Here is a 16,694-nt window from a genome sequence, read left to right as displayed (position 1 = left end):
GATCCTTGTTTCCCCAACACCTCAGTGACCGCCCCGCGCGACACCCGGGTCGCGATGCCCCGTTCCCGCTCATATCCGAAACGATGGCAACGAGGCCATTTGACTCGATTCGTTCCCGATGGGGAACAGAGTGTGCTTACCGCCGCATCTGTTGCCGGGGCCTTTGCTGCCGCGGATGGATCGGCTCATGCTGCCTTCGTCCGCTTGAATTTCAGATAGTCAGCACCCTCGGCCGCATCCCAAAAAACCTTAATCAGATCCGGGTGCGTCGGCGGCAGACTCGGGTCGATCACCGTCACTGCGCATGGCGATAGATGCTGATCGCGGAAACCCTTCTCGCGGGCGTAGCGATCATGGATCTTGTAACTCGCAATCTGGATCGCGTGCATCGTAATGCCGCTGTCTGGATCTTTCAGCACGCCATAACCGGACGTATGCTTGTGCCCGCAGATCGCGACGTGATCGCGAACTCCGAAGTGCAGCGCCTTTGTGGCACCGTGCACCGGGTTGTAGATCGAGTGACCCGAGAAGTCGTGACGCGCGTTGATACGGACGATGGACTTGTTCGGGAAGGTCAGCGCGAGACGGCACTCGCTATCCTGATACAGCGAGCCAGCTTGCGCCGTGATCCAGCGAATCGGGTCGCCTGTGCCGCTCCACGCATCGTGATTGCCGCCGATCAGATACAGCCATGGCGTGTTCGTCAGGAACCACTCGGCAAGCTGCCATGCTTCTGCGGCGCTTGTGCTTTGCTCGCCATAGAGCCGACCAAGGCGGCCGACCCAGTTATTCGTGCTGTCGCCGATGTTCGCGCCGTACAGGCCTTCCACCGTGCGGCAGAGCTCCATGTGACGCTCAAGCAGCGCCAGATCGGTGCCGTCATCGTCGACGTGCGGATCGCCGAAATGCAGAATGCCGACCGGCCCGGGAATCTTGATCTTGACTGGAATCAGTGAGCGCGAATTCTCGTGCCGTACCTTCTGGGCGTATTGCTGCTTGCGCCGGGCGATCAGTTCTTCGACCGGCAACAGCGACGGCTCCGGATGCTCGATGCTGAAATCCGACGCCTTGAGGCGTGAGCGCAGGGTACTCTCGGGAATACCCAATGCTCGCGCGGCAGGGCGAATGCCGCCGTGAGCGGCCACAACTTCGATCAGCTCGGTCATAGTCACTCAGGAGTTAAGTTTCGCGGCGAACTCCCCGCAGTAGCAGTCGGGGCCAACTACGGGGAAGTAGCTATCCACCGCCTGATCCGCGGCGTCGTAGATCGGCGTCGGCGGGAATCGGTGGCAGTAAATCACCTCACCGAATCGCGCGTGTTTGCAGTTCTTGCAAATATTCGTCGGCTCCGCTACCGGCACGATCTTCGGTTTGCGCGGGGCCATAGGATGCTCGACTGAAAATGGCGGAAGATGAAGGGATCGAACCTTCGCGGCGCGTTAGCACCGGCTACGGGTTAGCAACCCGACCCATTGCCACTCTGGCAATCTTCCATGTTTGGCGGAAGAGGTGAGACTCGAACTCACACACCCATTGTTGGGCCTTCGGTTTTCAAGACCGCTGCCGCTATGCCGATTCGGCTAACTCTTCCGTGTTTTGGTGGATCGCCTTGGTATCGAACCAAGCCAGCCGAAGCAACTGCTTTACAGGCAGCCCCGCGTCCTTAGCGGAATACCCATCCAATAGAAAGCTACTTTGTCGCGACCGCATGGGCACTTACCCGCCTATCGGCGCGCGCGTCGCTAATTTCACCTTCATGGCTGGCGGCTGGGCCCGGTATGCATCAATCCAGCTTCAGGATTTGATTCGCCAATCATGAAGGCGCTGGCTCTGCACCAGCTTGCCGGCTTGTGTACCGGGGCTTTCCTCGTTGAGGGTGTCCGGAGCCGATCCCGGACCGACACGAACCCGCGCATTCAAGCGCTGGCGGACGTATGGCTTACGCTTCACCCTCACAACTGCCGACTGGATTCGAACCAGCGCACCAAGGCTCTACCAGACTGAGCTACGGCATGTGTGAAGGCCCGGTACGCGGACAGGGAATCCCTGCCGCGATCCAGGTTTGATGCTCGGAGCGCCTCCCGGCGAGTCCGTGTGCCTCGTTTCGTGAAGCTGACGGCATCCGTTGTCAGCAGTGCTGGCGATGCTCCAAGGTCGGGCGAGCCGTTTGTACTTTCGCGGCTGCGATTTCCCCCGCCCACGTGGATGGCGATTGCCGGATTCCTACCGGGGCGCCCTACTAAAGCCCGCTAGGCCGTGGCTGGGCTGACTTTCGGCTTCAATCGCCATGCACGTGGACGCCAGTTACGAGTTCTGGCGCTGCTCTATCTTTGCAGCCGGTTTCGCCAGATCGACGCCGAAACGGATCTGGACTCAGTGCGACCTTATGTGATTCGCCTAAGGTCGCAAAACTCTTTACTCCTTCGCAAACTCTTCCGCCGCCCGATCGAGCCACATCGACCAGAGCCACGCGGCCCTTGCGGCCTCGTTCAGCCAGAAGGCGATGAGTTGATCCATCAATGCCTCGCGAACATGGTCTGCGCCGCCACCATCGCCGGAACTCCGCACGCATACAGCGCCAGCAGCCGGTCGATTTCCCGATCATCCCAGCGATAGGGAAGCTCGATCATTCCCGCCGCATTCGCGTACACCGCGCACTCCAGCGCCCAATCACTTACGGCGTCGGCGTTCATGGCGAAGCATCCCTCGGGCAATCGCGCAGCAGCAAAAGACGACACACATCGCGATCCCGATTAGAACCTTGCTCGACGGATGCATGGCGCCTCCCGGTTATTCGGGCTTGCTGAATAGGGCCTCGGCGCGTTTTCTGGCTTCGCTCGGCTCTTTTTTCCGGGCCTCCCGCGCTTTCTCGCGAGCCTCGGCCTCTTGTTTCGCTTCCAATACGCGCATTGGATCGCGATACATGTGCGATTCAAGGATGCGGAACATTTGCGGGCGGAAATGAAAAAGCCCCGCGCGGCGAACCGGACGGGGCTTCAGGAATTTCGGGATACATCTTCCCCGACTGATTTTAGGGGTGAGGGGGCTTTCGCCGTATCGGAGGCTTTCGCGCTTGATTCGCTCTCCGCGCTGTCTACGCGATTCACGAACCACACCGACTAATTGCGGATTTTATACAGCCTATTGCGGTTGTCAAGAGTTTTCGCACAACATTTTGTCGATTATTCGCTCAACCTCCGGCATGTGGGGCCAGCGTCTATTTCCTTTCGACATGTTTTCTGAGCCACTAATAACCTCAAGATTGCCCTCCCAGTGTAGGCCGTAGACGATTCTCATTCCCCTGAATGGCCCAAACGTCGCAATCGGGCCTTGCAAGGGGACGATATGGTCGACGTGGTACTGAATGCCGGTTTCTCTCGTGCGCCGCGCCGACTCTTCATAGATTGCGGCAATCTTCTTGTGGTTCGCCCACGTCGGGGTAGCCAAAAGCAACGCCGCCTCGCGGTTATTGCCAGCAGCCCGCAGCCTTTCCACAAATCCTTCAAAACTATACTCGCGCTGCCACTGGGCAACCTTCTCGGAATTCTTCGCCCACCAACGAGCATCTTCAAGCTCCGATTCCACCTTCCGCTGATGCTCGCGATTCGCCGCCTCCACCAGCTCATACCCTTCGGCGTCGCATGCCCTGCACATGTCTTCGGAAGCGCTGCGCCATATCTTGTGCTGCCCGAAGTCGGCGAGAGGCTTCACCCCGCCGCAGCGGGTGCATCGCTTTTCTTTGGGCGCGGCCGATTTTGCCTCTTTCTTCGCGGCGCTTTTGAGTCGAATGCACCCCTGGCAATCCTTCCGCCGATTCACGTCGCTTCCGGGCGCCAACGGAAATTCCTCCGCTGGCTTCACTTGGCCGCATGTATTGCAGCATCGCGCCAACGTGGCTTCGCTCACGCCAGAAGCTCCCGCACACGGCCGCTCGTCGCCGCAATCGCCCCATACATGCATGTCGCCACGCCTTCGAATCGCTTGACGTGCTTGGGCCACGATTCAACCGGGAGGCCAGCACATGACGCGCGCTCGAAATCCGTGTATTGCTTCGCTCCGGTTCCGTTGCATTTGCCGCACGTCGAGATGTGCGCGCCTTCCTTGGCAACTCCCGTGCCGTTGCATTTCTCGCATGCGTCGATCAGCCATTCGCGCAGAGCTGCCGTTGCCAGTGAGCGGGCGTATGATATTTCCACCCGCAGTCGCTGCGCTGCCTTATGCGTCAACAGGTGAAGCGCTCGCTGGCCCGCATGTCGATCATTGCAGTACTTGGCTCGGAAGAGGGCGGAGCCAAGCGCATCGGACATGCCTACAGCCGTCAGGTGATCAATTGCTCTTTCAAACTCCGCGTGCCATGCGAGGTTCTTTGCCTCAAACGCACCGACAATCTTTTCCCGTACCGACATTGAAACGCTCTCCGCTCTAGCGTGAGCCCCGATATTGCTGGCGATCTCCGTCGCCGTTAGTAGTCCATATTGTACCGCGAAAACAAAGGGTTGCGTGTGTTCAGGCGCGCTCCTTTCGGTAGCTGTTCGGGGCACCGCTGTCCCATTGATTCTTGTACGTCCCTGGCGGAATAGTCACGGCATCTATCTCGCTCCATCCGCGGCGCAAACGGCGGAGCACGATCCCGTCCTCCCATCCATGAAACTTGGCCCATTCTGTTGGGGTCATACGTTTTCCGTCGTGTTGGATGTACCGAGTGGTTCGAGGCGGCGTCAATGCTTGCTCTGGCGTCATGCCCTCCCGAATGCGTCGCGCGATAGTCTTTTGACTCATGCCAAGCTCTTCCGCCCAATCAGCGGCCGTCTTGGTCGCGCCGTTGTGGGTGATGTGGCAATTGTTTCGGCGATTTCGACTTTGCTCCGCCTTTGTCGCCCACCGACAGTTGCCGGGCTCATAGTTACCATCAACATTGGGATAGCGGTCTAAAGATGTCCCAGCAGGGCGCTCGCCCATGTCTGCCAGAAAATTTGCAAAGATTAACCACATCTCGCAAACTTTGATTCCACGCTGCCCGTAATTTTTCGTCCGATGCGGATCATTTCCATGGCACCGGCCGAGCATCGATTCCCAAGAAATGTATGTCGGGCTTCCAGTCAAACCGTGAATCCGATTAACCATCAAACTACCTCCATTTCGGAAATTCCTAATTTGCGCGCCCGCACCGGCTCCCACTCGGCATAGGCGCGATCCCAGACGTCAAACTTCTCCTGCTTTGGCGTCCCAACGCGGTTCTGGTCGATCCACGCATGGCATGGGCCACATCCAGGCACCGTATAAATGTTGTCCGCCTTGCGCGCGCCGGCTTTACCGTGACGGCTCTGATTCGAATGGCAATCAACTACCGACTCATGTGCCCATCCGACCGAACAACAAACGCCGGGGACGCGCAGGTAGCACTCTTCGCCACGGCAAGCCGCCAGATACTTCGATCCCTGCGCCACAGTCGGCTTCTTGATGCGACTCTTGATCGCCGACCGACGCAGCGCTGTTTTGGCGTCGGAGAGCGTGAATGGTGAGGGTTTCCGGGAGAAGCCTTTGCCGGGCGCGATGGGCGTCTTGCGCTTCAGGGGCGTTCGCTTCATTCGGATACCCCGACAGCGAAGGCTGCGCACATACATCCCATCACGCCCCACCATTCCCAACCTTGAATGTGGATGCCACCGTGCGACAGCACAAAACCGGCGACTGCACCAATGATTCCCATCTTCATGTTCAGCCTCCCTTCGTGCCGCGAAACCGAAAGGCAATCACCCACGGGCCGATGATGAATCGGTATAGCGAGCCGTCCTTGCAAACGACTCGCGCAAGCCCAAACACGTGATAGTGTCGCCACCGTTCGCCAGTGGATTTGCTGCGACTCCGGTCATACCAGACCTTCTTTCCGCCGTGGCCGCTGGCTTTCTTGACGATCATCGCGCGCACCACCCGAACATGAACCCCACAACCGGCGCGAACCAGCACAACAACATCAGCCAGCCGCGCGTGCGCTTTTGGAGGAGTGCGGGGTAGCACAAACCAAATGTGATAAAGAAGAGAATGCAGATGGGTGTACTCATGCAACTTCCCCTAAATTTGCGAACTCACCGTGAAGCTCTTGGGCCGCCTTGCAATAAGCGGCGTAAGCCGCCTCAGGGGTATCGAATATCCCTAGATAGGTGCGCTTCTTATTAACAGATATGGAGGCAGTCCATTTATTGCCGCCTTTGTGCGACCTCACTCCTTTGAATCCGGATCGGTTGTCTGATCGGATTTTTGTGTTTCGCATATTTTCAGCCTGCGAGCAAATCCGAAGATTGCTTTTCCGATTGTCGAGCCGATTGCCGTTGATGTGATCCACATACCGCCCATCTCCCACAGTGCAACCCATAACTAAGCGATGAAGAAAAACACCTTTCGCATCCACGCCGGCCTGGTTCGTACGATCATGGGCTTTGGCGTAGCCGGCTGACACGCGCCACTTGTATTGAGTCACCAAATTCAGGTCCGCCGAATCAATCAGGACTTCTCGCCCCGAGCTCATGGTGAGAGTCGCGATATCGCCGGACTTGCATGCGGCTGCTGCCTTTCCTGTTCTGCAACCGCACGAAGTGACGATGCCAGACAGCAAATGATGACCTCGCACGACCTTATTACTTCCGCAGTCGCATACGCAATTCCACATTCTTCCTAAGCCTATGACATGGGGTGCCATATCGACGACAGACAGTTTTCCAATTTTCTTTCCGGACAAGTCTGTTGTGTTTCTGTTTCTTGGACGTCCTTTGGCGAGGCACCCGCAAGACGAGGAATCGCCTTTCAGCATGTTATAAGCCGAAATTGCCTTGGTTTCTCCGCAGTCACAGATGCAGATATACTTCGAGCCCGGGCCGCCGAGTGCCAACAAGGCCGTCAAGCGCCCAAACCTCGCACCGATTTCAAGACGCCCCTTCATACCGTTCTCGCCTCCGCGCGTCGTGTTGCAGAAATAGTCCGCCATGCTTCGATTTTTGCCTCGGCCGCCGTCATCAGCCAACGAAGTCGCTCTTCCTCTGCCGTTGCCAGTTGCAGCGCTTCCAGCGTCTCGATGTATTCCGGGTCGGCATAGGCTTCGCGCTCCTGTAGCGCCGCCGTCTTATGGCCGCGAACCTCCGCATTGCGCATCAGCAGCGCCTTCTTGCTCTTGCGAAAGTTCTCAAGATAGACGCGCCGGGCCTTTGCTTGGGCATAGTCCGTCGCGTTATCTCGGATGAAGTCGAGGCAGGCGAAGATGTTGATTTCGGCTTCGTCACTCACCGCCCACCTCCCAAATATTCCGCGTTAGCCTCGCCCTCAAGATCCTTCACGGCATCCTTCAGCTCATACACAAGCGCCAGTGCTGCGCTGTTGGCGGTGAAGCCTTTGGCGCTCGCCTCTTGCACTTGGCGGTGCAGGTTGCCCGCTCGGACGATCAGTTCTGCGGTATTGGTCACGATTTCCTGTTTCTCCATTTGGGGGCGGCGCTGCAGAATTGCGCGGCTTGAGCGATCCCACTCGTCCATCGTTGCATCGTCGAGGGTCATGCGGGCTCCCTTAGGTCTTTGATTACGCTTTCATTGATTTCAAGCCCGCCATGAATCGGGCGCAACCAATCATCACACAGCCAGCACTGGTAAACGAGATTGCCTCGGCCATTCATCCACGGTGCCGTGAACCGGCACATCCAACAGGCGAATTCCGGATGTGGGATCGTTCCGTTGTCGCATTCGCCATCAACGCCGACCTCGACAACCCGCCCCGCGAGAAGTTGATCAAAAGCAGACGGCACTACGATATAGGCGAGATCACCTTGTTTGCACCTCACGCTTTCCTCCTTCCTTTCCAATTGGCAAAACTGCGTCGCACGCAGTACGATCGAACGAACGACGCCGCCGTATAAATCCCCGTCAGCGCCACGTTGTCCGCCAAACTCACGCGCATGCCGTAGTGGGGCAGGACGATGTGGTTCGTGATGAGACTCACCAAGCAGCCAATTGCCGTGCTCGTAGCAGCCTCAATGACGGATGCGCGGCGGGATTGCATTAGGCGGCCTCAAGCGCACACATCGCGTTCATCGCCGCCCCAAGCGCCCGGAACGAATAAACTGACTCGTCTTCGGCGCGGATCTTTCGCGGGCGTCCGGACGGCACCGGGCCGGCCGTGAATGCCTCCTGCGTGAATGGGGTTGAGCCAAGTACATAGACCGCAGCGGCGCGGCCTTCGCCGTATTGGCGCATCCGATCCGTCTCCGATACGAAGCCCTTGCTCACCAGCTTGCGCATGGCCGATTCGACGGCCTTTTCGTGCAGACTGAGTTCGCGGCGCAGTTCGGGACGAGTGACGCTGCCGTGGTGTGCAATGTATGCGTGGATTTGTGATGCGACGCTCATTTCGTCACCTGTCGGATCAAAATGCTGAAAGGGTTTCCCATCTCGCCAGTGCGCAGGATTGCGCGTCGCATCTTGGTTCGCTCGTAGCTCTTGTGTCGCTTCGTCTGGTAGTCCATACGCTTCACGTCTGGCTTATTGCCGAGCGCGAAGATCGCCGGAACGCCATTGAAAGGCGGCCGGTAGTCGTAGCCGCAGACGTAGAACATCTTTTCGCCGCGGCCACGCTTCGAGTTGATCGATGAGCGAACGGTCTCGATGTGCATATCGAGCTCTTTGGCAATCTCTCCGCAAGTCATCGGCCCAATGTCGCGAAGCGTCTGGATAATCCTGTTGCGCGTGATTGGCTTGGCCGGCATTACGCAGCCTCCTTCATGGCATGGCGCTCCATTTGCGCCTCGAGTTCAAATTTGATCTGCACATCGCGAACAAGCCGATACGCATAATCCGCTTGCATGTCACCGGATTGCTTCTTGAGTTCCGCGATCGACTTGCGGGCGTCGGCAAGGTCGTATTGGTCGAGCATTTCGCCCTTGTCGAGCTTCACGCAGACTCGCTTGAGCGCATCGGTCACGATCGGCGGAGCATTGCGCTCCGCGTGCAGATCGAATGCGTCGATCAGGCCGCAAAGCGATGGCACGAATTCATACACATCGTTGTGCGCCAGCTCGCTGAAGATCGGCTTGCCTTCTTCGGTGACGCTGATCATTCCGCTTTGCTCGATCTCTTCGAGAATCGCCTCGACGGGTTCGAAGACGGCGTGGATCTTCCACGGCTGCGCACGGAGCTTTACGTGTCCGGCGCGGGTTTGCGGGTCGTAACGCTTCGCCCCTTTACGCTTCTTGCTTTGCGCCATCACATACCTCCTTCAGTCCGTTAGCCAGTTCGCGGGCGACGACCTCGCGCATTTGATGCGCCGCCGTGACCGCTACGCCAAGTGCCGCCCAGGCATGCGTCGACACGCCGTACAGCGGGCCAGGCTTGGCCTTGATACCGATCTGCGGTGTCTTGCCGCCGCCCGTGCGCGGGAACATGTCGAGCAGCGCCTGACGGATGTTCGCGTCCTTGGCCTTAGGCGAACCGCACAGGTGCAACTTCACGTCTTTGCGGTAGACGAGGCGAACCGAGTCCGGCGACGAATGAGCCTCGACGAAGCGGCCGATCCAAAGCACAGTTTCGAAGACTTCGCGACCAACCGGCATTCCATAGCTGGCGACCATCTCGATAGCCATCGGCTCGCCAAGCCAGCCGTAGACCATGCTCAGAACCACTTCGTTTTCATCAATGCCTGACTCCGAAACCTTCCCATCGGAAAAGATGCACCAGCCGGATTTTTCAGTGCCGGGATCGATCGCCAGCAACGCTCGATCAGTACTCCTATCCGCCTTCCTCGCCACTTGTTCCATTTCGCTCATCCTGTTAGTCCTTAGCTCGCCACTTCCCGCATGAATGACCGCCTCGGCAGAACCACCAAACCGGGCGCAGCTCGCAGTTCCGCAATCCAACCTTGTAGTGCTCGCGGTTTCCAGGCTCGGTTGTCGCGTGGAGGCAATTTCGGCAGATCTTGTCGGTCGTCATGCCGCCTTCCTCTTGCCGCGATGTGATTCCCAGTCGAACGCCACCCAAATCCCGCCCTCACGCAGGCGGTCAAAACTGCGCTCCCCAAGGAATTCCTTCATGCCCTTGGCCCCTAAGTTCGTCAGTAGGATCGTGGGCATCAGATCGCGATAGCGGCGATTCAGCACGTCGAACAGAATCACTTGCTCGCCCTCGGTGCCGTACTGCACGCCGATTTCGTCGATTACCAGCAGGCTCACGGTCGACAGTTCCTGCAACACGGCAGATTCCGTCATTTCCGAATCGCGGCGCCAGGTATCGCGCACCATGCGCACCAGATCGAGCGCGTTCAGGTAGAGCGACGTGCCCGTGTTCATGACGGCCATTGCCGCGGCGATTGCAAGGTGGCTCTTACCGGTGCCGGGCTTGCCAGAGAACACAACCGTCGTGCCGGCACGGAAGTGCTTGTCAAATTCGTCCGCGAACTCGCGCGCGACCTTGAGCGCATTTTCCTTTTCCGGCGTGTCGGCCACGAAGTTCTCGAACGTCCGATCACGGAAGCGCAGCGGAATGCCGGAAGTGCTCAGGCGTTGCTCCATGCGGCGCTGGCGATCAGCTTCTTCTTCGGCAATACGGCGCTTCTCTTCGGCCTCGCGGCGCTCAGCATTGCACGCTGAGCAACCAGACCAAATCGTGCTGCGCCGACCGAACGGCAGCGTCATGCCGGATTCCTCAAACGCACCATGCGTCTCGCACTGGCTTTGGCGTGTGAGTTTTGCTCCCTCAGAAAGAGCCATCATTGTTCACTCCCTCGCGGTAATCGATTTGGTCAAAGCCGGAATGGCGACTTGGCTTGCGGTTCGCCGGCTGAACGCCTTTCTCCGCGCCCGCGACCTGCACCTTTTGCGCCGATGCCCGCCAGCCCTCCAGCTTCTTGGCGATGTAGGCGACCGAGATCGTTTCGTTTGGTTTCGCCTCTCGCGTTTCCTTGCAGCACGCATCAACCGTTTCTACCGATACACCTTGCTCCGCGATTGCCAGAATCGTTGGATGCGCAGGGTTCGCCTGAATCGAGTATTTCCGCATCGCCATCGAAATCTGCGCGGCCACGCTCGGTGTATGTGTATCTAGGTATCCCTGTCCCTGTCCCTGTCCCTGTCCCTGTCCATATCCCTCTCCCTTGGAGTGAGTTTCACCGCCTTGTCCATCGCCCGTCCCGGAGTTGTCCCTAGGGACATAAAGCCTTTGTCCCGAGGGACAACCTTGCGACGTCCACTCATCAAACGTGGGACGCGGTATCTTTGTCCCGTGTCTTTCGTTGTGCTTCTTAATGCGTGCGCACTCTGTCTTCCAGCGCTGATCAAGTTTCGAGCCCCACGCTTCATGGGCCTTCTCGGCGACAGTCGGGTTGTACAGACGCCCGTCGCTGCACTTGATCCAGCCATGCAACACATCCTTCCTGAGCTTGTCCCACTTGACCGGGTCGCACATTGCGAGATCGGCCAGCACGTCATCATCATCCTCAAGAGATCCGGTCGGCACATCGTGCCAAGATGCCGTCCAGAGATTGATCATGTAGAAGGCAAGGGCGGGGGTGCGCTTTGCCTTCAACCACGCCTTGCTTCGACGCAGCCGCTGGATATCAAGCGGCATGAAGGGGAAGTCCCTCAAGTCGCAATCCGGCGGTGTCAATGGTTCTGGCAAGTCACTCACTCATTCCTCGTTGATGCGGGGTTAAATCGAACTTCTTGCTGTCGCGCCATAAACGACGCCATGAAGAACCAAATCGTGACGAGATTCATGCAGCCCTCTTGGCAATGACTTCTTCCATGATCGTTAGCCGGGCCTTGCGAGCCAGCCACTGATGCACGCCGAAGTTGCCGACGGCGCACGCCCATTCATCCAACACGTCACCAGGCAGGTTCCTGCGGCCCGGTTCATCGTCCTCAGCGAGCCAGTCGGAAACGTGCTGCGCCTTCCTGCCGACTCGTTCCGCCAACACGCAGCGGTGCAGATTTTTGATCCGCCGATGCGCCCACGAGATTCGGACGGCATCCCTATATGACCGGCAAGCATCAATCACATCGTCAGGCAGGAATTCAGGCTGACGAACCATCCCTCCAATCAAGCGAAGCTCATCCATGTGCGCTCCCTTTTTTGCCTAACCGATCCGCTAACCGGTCGGAATAGGTGTTAAATAAAAGCGACTCAACGGCCGCTTCCTCCCATGCACCGCTACTATCACGACCCACTAACCGCAGGCCGGCACTGCATAAAAAAGAGCGACAACCTCATCGCCCAAACCGATACACGTCGGGGAGGCGCGTACCGAGACCACCTGTCGGCCGGAGGGATCATTTCGCCCCTCCGCGCCAGATTCGTTACCTACACTTCACTTGCTGACAGTGCCTCCGGTGGGAGGCTGGGTGTCGTCGATGGACTTGATTTGCTCGATCTTTCGGGGTTTCCGTGGCCTCTTTGCGATCAACTCAGGCCAAACCTTGATGATCACCTCTGCCGGGAAAAGGTCGAGACGAGTAACCTGACCTTTTGTCGCCCGTTCGATGGCGATGCCAAAGTGGATGGGAACAGGGCGCCTGTTCTTCATCCAGGCATAAACATCGGGGAGGTGAGCACCAATGTCTTTAGCCAGGACGCTCGGGCGTCCGCGTTCGGCAGAGAGGTAAGTTTTAAGATCCATGCCTCACTATAGCGATTCGCTAGATTGCGGTCAATAGCGATTCGCACATTTATTTCGTTAGCGTTTTGCTAAAAAATGCGCGCATGAAAACAATCGACGAAATCCGCCGCCAGAACCTTCAGATCGCCGTCCAGCGATTCGGCACCGCCTCTGCTCTTGCGGAGGCGGCAGGAGTGGCCGCCGCTTATCTGAGTCAAATCAAGAATCAGACCCCAGAAAGCAAGACGGGAAAGCCGAAGGCGATGGGGGATGAGGTGGCGCGGAAGATAGAGAGCGCGCTCGGCGAGACTGAGGGATGGATGGATGCAGACCACCTGTCAAAATCGACAGGCGTTAGCGACTCGCACAAATCCGCGGAAGTTGTTAAGCTACCTGTTAAAACTGCGGGCGGCCGAGACGATGACGAAGAACCGCCCACCCCTACGGCGGATGAATACGTGCTTGTGCCTCAACTTGATATCGCCGCGTCGTGCGGCTCGGGACACTTTGATGACCATGTTGTTATCGAGGGTGGGCGTGCATTCCCGAGGAAATTTCTGTCCGATCTGGGTGTGCCTGAGCGTGCTGCCAGGCTGATTTATGCGGCGGGAGGGAGCATGGATCCGACGATCCATGATGGCCGCGCGGTGCTCATCAACACCGCCGATACGGAGCCGGTCGACAACGGGATCTATGCGATCTGCATGCCGCACGATGGCCTGATGCTGAAACGGCTGGCATACGACTACCATCCGGCATCCGGGGCAATGGTCTGGATCATTCGCAGCGACAACCCGGACAAGGCGGCATTTCCGGATCGGATCCTGCCGCCGGATGAACGCACCCGCATAGCGGGCAGAGCCAAGTGGACTGACGTGCTGCTGTAAGCCAAAACATACTGAGAGGCCAAATGAAGAAAGCGATCATCGCTGCACTTGCTGCTGCAATTCCTCTTTCCGCCTATTGCGCACCTCCATCGAAGTGCGAGTCGCTCGTCCATCTATGGGCGAGGGAGCGGGCTTATACGGCGGCTTGCGGAGAAAAGACTGGGCTTGAGCAGATGGTTGCAGACGCGCAACAGCAATGCCGGTCGATGAGCAAAGCGAAGGTCGATCGGATCATCGCGGAGGAGCTTGAGGACGCGCGCAAGGCAAATATGGCGTCACATGACGATTATTGCCGCGACTCGCGGGAGCTGTTCAAGCAGATCGCAGGCCGCATTGGTGCGGATCAGGATGGCGGACAATGATGGCGCGCATTCTGGCTGTGTCGCTAGCGACGGTGCTGTCCGGTTGTGCCTTCTACAATCCGGTTGCTGATTGGCAGCGCGACTCTCGCCCAGCCCTTGATGCAGCAGCAGGCGACCATGCTACCGCGCCAGCGCAACAGCCCCGGCTTTTGACGGCTCGGGACTATCTAAACCAAGACCGCACGAAGCGGCAGGCAGAGCCAATGCAGCAGCCCCTACAAAGCGCCCCGACCAAGGCACAAGAGGAAAAAACGCAACGGTGCATTTTCCTGGGTGCGATGTATAGCGACGCTGCGACGATGAGGGATATGGGCGTGTCACCACAGGACGCGATCACCAAACTGACATTTGCAACATATAACGCACCCGCGGATCAAAAGAAGAAAATCATCAACGCAGTCTATTTCGATCCAAGCTATCGGGGCTTCTCTCCGAGCGACCTGAGATACGGCGCTCTCCATGCTTGCTTGAACCCTGGCAGCGTATTCCGGCCGCTCAAGTAGCTCGGATGCATCCCATTCAGCCCGCCCTGCGCGGGGTTTTTCATACCCGCACCCTGAACACCTCCGGATAGCCGGCTCGCACGAGCTGCGCGCCGACCTGCAAAAATACTTCCATCTCTTTGTCACTGAGCATGCGCTCCAGCTCGGCTAGCGCCTGAGCGTATCGCTCGATCGGCGCCCACTTTCCGCCCGCAGGCTCCGTCTCGACCATCCGCTGCAACATATCTTCGGCTGTCATAGCGTCCCAGTGACTTCCTGATCGTTGTCAGTCTAGGCAATTTTTCTGTCAATTTTCGTCATATCGCAGGGCCGCCAAGCGATGCTGAGGCGAGGTTTCGCTGCTCGCTAAAAAAATTTAGCGATTCGCGCTAAATTCTGCTTGCATGAAATATAGCGACGCGCTAAAGTACGCCCATACCGCAGCACAACACCGCTTCGGCGGGAAACGAAGGGGAATGAGATGAGCGCGAAGCACGAGGCAATCGAAATCAGCATTGGCCTGGCTGGAGCCGATGAGGCAGTTGCCAAGCTCGATGCCCTGACGGGTGCGGCCAAAGCTGCGGCGCGCGCCTTTTCTGAGCTGCGCGCCGCGATGGATGGAGTTGAATCGAACGTGACCGTTACGGTCAATCCGTCTACGCAAGGCGATCTGATATTGGACGAGATTGGGGCGCCTGTTCAGGCTGGCCCGCTGTAGCGTCCAAGAACGCAGTCAGGATTTCGATGGCGCGTTCGACAGACCGGACGTTCAGGTCACGCAAGGACGTTTCAGCTTGGGTGTCAAGCTTGACGGTGAAGGCCAGCTTCTCGCCAGTCTTTAGCCCGAATCCGCGCTCGATCCAGAGCCCGGTCTTTCCGGGAACCGCGAGATCGATCTTGTAGCTGTAGTCAGAATTTGAGAAGTCGTCATTGTTGATGGTCATAGCAAATCCGTCCCGCGTGGTTGAGGAACCAAGAAGTTAGCACGGGATGGAGTAGTACCGGAACGCCGCGGTTATTAGGCGTGACTTTGCGGGATGGAGAGAATCTCGCGCCCTGTTCCTACCGCTAAGTCGGAGTGATTTAGCAGTGCGAATAGCACGCAGTACCTAGCGCCAATGGGCGCGCCTCGAAGTCTGGGGATTGATCTTTAAAAATCTGGATGACGGATGAGTACCGAAAGGGAATTCCCGTCCGGCGCATGTCTGCGTCGTTAGTTGGGTAGGGGCATCCGAGCCAGGCTGAAGTCTAGCTGCCGGGACTTGCGCCGTGACCCCAACACAGATCGCGGCCGATCCGAAGTCAGCTCGCTGGGTGTCGCCGGACGGTCGCGTTAAGCAATGTTCCAGATAGAGCGCTGCATTCCCTGCATAGCTGAGTATCGCGAAGCCGAGCCGCCATAAGGCTGACTGCCCCGACAGCAGCTGGCGCAGTATGGTTAGCCGAAGGCTCCCTGCATAGCGCAGCGCTCTATCTAGAACGTTGCGAGCAGTTTTGAGTGTTGGCGGTTGAGTTTGCAAGGCTGAAATCCGGCGCAGGCATGTGCTGAGAAAGTCCATTCGAGCGGGTAGGCCCGTGACAAGTAAGCCCCAAGAGACGTACCTCTAAACCGAACCTAGGCGGTCGAAATGTCGGCGAATGAGAGAGGCGCCGATCAGCCGCCAACACTGAAAGCTGCTGAATTCCTCGCCCGGCGGATAACCGGGCATTCACGGGCCATTGGGCCAATAGCGATAGGGGATGCCGCTCGCTAAGCGGCTTAGCTAATTCACTTTCGTGCGCGGCACGATTCGCAGTCCTACGGAGAAATCATGAGCGACGAGCAGAAACAAGAAGAAGTGAAAGCGATCAAAGGCTTCGGCCCCGACTGGAAGTGCCGTGGCTACCAGTTCGCGCTCGGCGGCACATACAAGCACGAAGGCGAAGTCAAGGCATGCAGCTCGGGCTTCCACGCCATTGAAGGCTATCCGATGGAAGTGTTCGGGTACTACGCCCCGGCAGACAGCAAGTATGCCGACGTGATGATGCGCGGGAAAATCAGCCGCCACGGCGAAGACAGCAAGGTTGCTGGCGCGGAACTTTCGGTGCGCGTCGAACTGAAAATTTCTGAGATCATTTCGCGCTCCGTTCGATTCATCCTGGATCGCATCGAGTCGGCCAAGATCGAAACGAACACGGGCGACTACAGCGCCGCGACGAACACGGGCAACCGCAGCGCCGCGACGAACACGGGCTACCAAAGCGCCGCGACGAACACGGGCAACCGCAGCGCCGCGACGAACACGGGCAACCGCAGCGCCGCGACGAACACGGGCAACCGCAGCGCCGCGACGAACACG

Annotated in this window: 26 protein-coding genes, 4 tRNA genes and 1 pseudogene; 6 read left to right on the top strand and 25 right to left on the bottom strand. The window is 58.1% G+C overall.

The genetic code is table 11. The features are described from left to right. Positions 1–185 precede the first annotated feature (185 nt). The 16 genes from KH616_RS10740 to KH616_RS10665 form a co-directional block, all read right to left on the bottom strand. Positions 186–1,166: a hypothetical protein gene (locus tag KH616_RS10740; RefSeq protein ID WP_292243923.1), complete on the bottom strand. Its 981-nt coding sequence runs from the start codon at positions 1,164–1,166 to the stop codon at positions 186–188. A 6-nt stretch (positions 1,167–1,172) separates the two neighbouring features. Further along, entirely contained in the window at positions 1,173–1,385 is a 213-nt protein-coding gene (locus KH616_RS10735) for a hypothetical protein (protein ID WP_292243922.1), read from the bottom strand. Between the two features lie 18 nt (positions 1,386–1,403). Then, positions 1,404–1,493, bottom strand: a tRNA-Ser gene (locus KH616_RS10730). A gap of 5 nt (positions 1,494–1,498) precedes the next feature. Continuing rightward, positions 1,499–1,591 (bottom strand) — tRNA-Ser (locus KH616_RS10725). Positions 1,592–1,597: 6 nt separating this feature from the next. Further along, a tRNA-Tyr gene (locus KH616_RS10720) sits at positions 1,598–1,681 on the bottom strand. Positions 1,682–1,956: 275 nt separating this feature from the next. Continuing rightward, positions 1,957–2,016, bottom strand: a tRNA-OTHER gene (locus KH616_RS10715). A 500-nt stretch (positions 2,017–2,516) separates the two neighbouring features. Then, complete coding sequence (locus tag KH616_RS10710; RefSeq protein WP_292243921.1) at positions 2,517–2,693, bottom strand: hypothetical protein; 177 nt, start codon at positions 2,691–2,693, stop codon at positions 2,517–2,519. 97 nt (positions 2,694–2,790) lie between these two features. Continuing rightward, positions 2,791–2,925, bottom strand: coding sequence for a hypothetical protein (locus tag KH616_RS10705; protein ID WP_292243919.1), 135 nt, complete (start codon positions 2,923–2,925; stop codon positions 2,791–2,793). A gap of 228 nt (positions 2,926–3,153) precedes the next feature. Next, on the bottom strand, positions 3,154–3,906 hold the full coding sequence (locus KH616_RS10700; protein ID WP_292243918.1) for a hypothetical protein: 753 nt from the start codon (positions 3,904–3,906) through the stop codon (positions 3,154–3,156). Next, on the bottom strand, positions 3,903–4,406 hold the full coding sequence (locus KH616_RS10695) for a hypothetical protein (protein WP_292243917.1): 504 nt from the start codon (positions 4,404–4,406) through the stop codon (positions 3,903–3,905). The genes KH616_RS10700 and KH616_RS10695 overlap by 4 nt, the downstream gene beginning before the upstream one ends. A 100-nt stretch (positions 4,407–4,506) precedes the next feature. Beyond that, positions 4,507–5,124, bottom strand: coding sequence for a hypothetical protein (locus KH616_RS10690; protein ID WP_292243915.1), 618 nt, complete (start codon positions 5,122–5,124; stop codon positions 4,507–4,509). Then, positions 5,124–5,588 carry a hypothetical protein gene (locus KH616_RS10685; RefSeq protein ID WP_292243913.1) on the bottom strand — a complete coding sequence of 155 codons (465 nt, stop codon included), beginning with the start codon at positions 5,586–5,588 and terminating at the stop codon, positions 5,124–5,126. Before KH616_RS10685 ends, KH616_RS10690 begins: the two co-directional genes overlap by 1 nt. After that, positions 5,585–5,716 carry a hypothetical protein gene (locus KH616_RS10680; protein ID WP_292243912.1) on the bottom strand — a complete coding sequence of 44 codons (132 nt, stop codon included), beginning with the start codon at positions 5,714–5,716 and terminating at the stop codon, positions 5,585–5,587. The genes KH616_RS10685 and KH616_RS10680 overlap by 4 nt, the downstream gene beginning before the upstream one ends. Positions 5,717–6,058: 342 nt before the next feature. Continuing rightward, positions 6,059–6,982, bottom strand: coding sequence for an HNH endonuclease (locus KH616_RS10675; RefSeq protein ID WP_292243910.1), 924 nt, complete (start codon positions 6,980–6,982; stop codon positions 6,059–6,061). Beyond that, positions 6,934–7,278, bottom strand: coding sequence for a hypothetical protein (locus KH616_RS10670; protein WP_292243909.1), 345 nt, complete (start codon positions 7,276–7,278; stop codon positions 6,934–6,936). The genes KH616_RS10675 and KH616_RS10670 overlap by 49 nt, the downstream gene beginning before the upstream one ends. Continuing rightward, positions 7,275–7,544: a hypothetical protein gene (locus KH616_RS10665; protein ID WP_292243907.1), complete on the bottom strand. Its 270-nt coding sequence runs from the start codon at positions 7,542–7,544 to the stop codon at positions 7,275–7,277. Before KH616_RS10665 ends, KH616_RS10670 begins: the two co-directional genes overlap by 4 nt. 50 nt (positions 7,545–7,594) lie before the next feature. On the opposite strand from KH616_RS10665, the gene KH616_RS10660 reads away from it, so the two are divergent. Next, positions 7,595–7,900: a hypothetical protein gene (locus KH616_RS10660; RefSeq protein ID WP_292243905.1), complete on the top strand. Its 306-nt coding sequence runs from the start codon at positions 7,595–7,597 to the stop codon at positions 7,898–7,900. Positions 7,901–8,042: 142 nt separating this feature from the next. Here the strand turns inward: KH616_RS10660 and KH616_RS10655 are convergent, their stop codons facing one another. From KH616_RS10655 to KH616_RS10620, 8 genes are all read right to left on the bottom strand, one after another. Beyond that, a complete protein-coding gene (locus tag KH616_RS10655; RefSeq protein ID WP_292243904.1) occupies positions 8,043–8,390 on the bottom strand; it encodes a FeoC-like transcriptional regulator in 348 nt (115 codons plus the stop codon). Next, entirely contained in the window at positions 8,387–8,746 is a 360-nt protein-coding gene (locus KH616_RS10650; protein ID WP_292243902.1) for a helix-turn-helix domain-containing protein, read from the bottom strand. Before KH616_RS10650 ends, KH616_RS10655 begins: the two co-directional genes overlap by 4 nt. Further along, a complete protein-coding gene (locus KH616_RS10645) occupies positions 8,746–9,243 on the bottom strand; it encodes a hypothetical protein (RefSeq protein WP_292243901.1) in 498 nt (165 codons plus the stop codon). The genes KH616_RS10650 and KH616_RS10645 overlap by 1 nt, the downstream gene beginning before the upstream one ends. Then, positions 9,221–9,802, bottom strand: a complete 582-nt coding sequence (locus tag KH616_RS10640; protein ID WP_292243899.1) for a hypothetical protein — start codon at positions 9,800–9,802, stop codon at positions 9,221–9,223. Before KH616_RS10640 ends, KH616_RS10645 begins: the two co-directional genes overlap by 23 nt. Before the next feature lie 159 nt (positions 9,803–9,961). Beyond that, entirely contained in the window at positions 9,962–10,666 is a 705-nt protein-coding gene (locus KH616_RS10635; RefSeq protein ID WP_292243898.1) for an ATP-binding protein, read from the bottom strand. A 61-nt stretch (positions 10,667–10,727) separates the two neighbouring features. Beyond that, entirely contained in the window at positions 10,728–11,657 is a 930-nt protein-coding gene (locus KH616_RS10630) for a DUF1376 domain-containing protein (RefSeq protein ID WP_292243896.1), read from the bottom strand. A gap of 85 nt (positions 11,658–11,742) precedes the next feature. After that, on the bottom strand, positions 11,743–12,087 hold the full coding sequence (locus KH616_RS10625; RefSeq protein ID WP_292243895.1) for a hypothetical protein: 345 nt from the start codon (positions 12,085–12,087) through the stop codon (positions 11,743–11,745). Between the two features lie 249 nt (positions 12,088–12,336). Then, complete coding sequence (locus KH616_RS10620; protein ID WP_292243893.1) at positions 12,337–12,645, bottom strand: YdaS family helix-turn-helix protein; 309 nt, start codon at positions 12,643–12,645, stop codon at positions 12,337–12,339. Between the two features lie 83 nt (positions 12,646–12,728). On the opposite strand from KH616_RS10620, the gene KH616_RS10615 reads away from it, so the two are divergent. The 3 genes from KH616_RS10615 to KH616_RS10605 are packed head-to-tail and all read left to right on the top strand — an operon-like array spanning position 12,729 to position 14,376. After that, positions 12,729–13,511, top strand: a complete 783-nt coding sequence (locus KH616_RS10615) for a S24/S26 family peptidase (RefSeq protein WP_292243891.1) — start codon at positions 12,729–12,731, stop codon at positions 13,509–13,511. Between the two features lie 23 nt (positions 13,512–13,534). Beyond that, positions 13,535–13,873, top strand: coding sequence for a hypothetical protein (locus KH616_RS10610; RefSeq protein WP_292243889.1), 339 nt, complete (start codon positions 13,535–13,537; stop codon positions 13,871–13,873). Beyond that, on the top strand, positions 13,870–14,376 hold the full coding sequence (locus KH616_RS10605) for a hypothetical protein (protein ID WP_292243888.1): 507 nt from the start codon (positions 13,870–13,872) through the stop codon (positions 14,374–14,376). The genes KH616_RS10610 and KH616_RS10605 overlap by 4 nt, the downstream gene beginning before the upstream one ends. A 40-nt stretch (positions 14,377–14,416) precedes the next feature. On the opposite strand, the gene KH616_RS10600 is transcribed toward KH616_RS10605, so the two are convergent. Beyond that, complete coding sequence (locus KH616_RS10600) at positions 14,417–14,614, bottom strand: hypothetical protein (protein WP_292243887.1); 198 nt, start codon at positions 14,612–14,614, stop codon at positions 14,417–14,419. 222 nt (positions 14,615–14,836) lie between these two features. Between KH616_RS10600 and KH616_RS10595 the strand changes: the two genes are divergently transcribed. Next, the gene (locus KH616_RS10595; RefSeq protein ID WP_292243885.1) at positions 14,837–15,073 is read left to right on the top strand and encodes a hypothetical protein; all 237 of its coding nucleotides are present in this window, start codon (positions 14,837–14,839) and stop codon (positions 15,071–15,073) included. 1,093 nt (positions 15,074–16,166) lie between these two features. Further along, positions 16,167–16,694, top strand: a pseudogene (locus KH616_RS10590) (hypothetical protein); the annotation flags it as partial.

Origin of the sequence: Burkholderia sp. (genome assembly GCF_018375725.1) — a bacterium.
Lineage (GTDB): Bacteria > Pseudomonadota > Gammaproteobacteria > Burkholderiales > Burkholderiaceae > Burkholderia.
The sequence above is the reverse complement of the archived record's forward strand: the minus strand, read 5'-3'. Positions and strand labels throughout refer to the sequence as shown.

Excerpts from the sequence above, each read along its gene's own strand:
- KH616_RS10740 (WP_292243923.1), bottom strand. The coding sequence starts at position 1,166 with ATGACCGAGCTGATCGAAGTTGTGGCCGCTCACGGCGGCATTCGCCCT.
- KH616_RS10735 (WP_292243922.1), bottom strand. The coding sequence starts at position 1,385 with ATGGCCCCGCGCAAACCGAAGATCGTGCCGGTAGCGGAGCCGACGAAT.
- KH616_RS10710 (WP_292243921.1), bottom strand. The coding sequence starts at position 2,693 with ATGAACGCCGACGCCGTAAGTGATTGGGCGCTGGAGTGCGCGGTGTAC.
- KH616_RS10705 (WP_292243919.1), bottom strand. The coding sequence starts at position 2,925 with ATGTATCGCGATCCAATGCGCGTATTGGAAGCGAAACAAGAGGCCGAG.
- KH616_RS10695 (WP_292243917.1), bottom strand. The coding sequence starts at position 4,406 with ATGTCGGTACGGGAAAAGATTGTCGGTGCGTTTGAGGCAAAGAACCTC.
- KH616_RS10690 (WP_292243915.1), bottom strand. The coding sequence starts at position 5,124 with ATGGTTAATCGGATTCACGGTTTGACTGGAAGCCCGACATACATTTCT.
- KH616_RS10685 (WP_292243913.1), bottom strand. The coding sequence starts at position 5,588 with ATGAAGCGAACGCCCCTGAAGCGCAAGACGCCCATCGCGCCCGGCAAA.
- KH616_RS10680 (WP_292243912.1), bottom strand. The coding sequence starts at position 5,716 with ATGAAGATGGGAATCATTGGTGCAGTCGCCGGTTTTGTGCTGTCGCAC.
- KH616_RS10675 (WP_292243910.1), bottom strand. The coding sequence starts at position 6,982 with ATGGCGGACTATTTCTGCAACACGACGCGCGGAGGCGAGAACGGTATG.
- KH616_RS10665 (WP_292243907.1), bottom strand. The coding sequence starts at position 7,544 with ATGACCCTCGACGATGCAACGATGGACGAGTGGGATCGCTCAAGCCGC.
- KH616_RS10660 (WP_292243905.1), top strand. The coding sequence starts at position 7,595 with ATGAATCGGGCGCAACCAATCATCACACAGCCAGCACTGGTAAACGAG.
- KH616_RS10655 (WP_292243904.1), bottom strand. The coding sequence starts at position 8,390 with ATGAGCGTCGCATCACAAATCCACGCATACATTGCACACCACGGCAGC.
- KH616_RS10650 (WP_292243902.1), bottom strand. The coding sequence starts at position 8,746 with ATGCCGGCCAAGCCAATCACGCGCAACAGGATTATCCAGACGCTTCGC.
- KH616_RS10645 (WP_292243901.1), bottom strand. The coding sequence starts at position 9,243 with ATGGCGCAAAGCAAGAAGCGTAAAGGGGCGAAGCGTTACGACCCGCAA.
- KH616_RS10640 (WP_292243899.1), bottom strand. The coding sequence starts at position 9,802 with ATGAGCGAAATGGAACAAGTGGCGAGGAAGGCGGATAGGAGTACTGAT.
- KH616_RS10635 (WP_292243898.1), bottom strand. The coding sequence starts at position 10,666 with ATGACGCTGCCGTTCGGTCGGCGCAGCACGATTTGGTCTGGTTGCTCA.
- KH616_RS10625 (WP_292243895.1), bottom strand. The coding sequence starts at position 12,087 with ATGGATGAGCTTCGCTTGATTGGAGGGATGGTTCGTCAGCCTGAATTC.
- KH616_RS10620 (WP_292243893.1), bottom strand. The coding sequence starts at position 12,645 with ATGGATCTTAAAACTTACCTCTCTGCCGAACGCGGACGCCCGAGCGTC.
- KH616_RS10615 (WP_292243891.1), top strand. The coding sequence starts at position 12,729 with ATGAAAACAATCGACGAAATCCGCCGCCAGAACCTTCAGATCGCCGTC.
- KH616_RS10610 (WP_292243889.1), top strand. The coding sequence starts at position 13,535 with ATGAAGAAAGCGATCATCGCTGCACTTGCTGCTGCAATTCCTCTTTCC.
- KH616_RS10605 (WP_292243888.1), top strand. The coding sequence starts at position 13,870 with ATGATGGCGCGCATTCTGGCTGTGTCGCTAGCGACGGTGCTGTCCGGT.
- KH616_RS10600 (WP_292243887.1), bottom strand. The coding sequence starts at position 14,614 with ATGACAGCCGAAGATATGTTGCAGCGGATGGTCGAGACGGAGCCTGCG.
- KH616_RS10595 (WP_292243885.1), top strand. The coding sequence starts at position 14,837 with ATGAGCGCGAAGCACGAGGCAATCGAAATCAGCATTGGCCTGGCTGGA.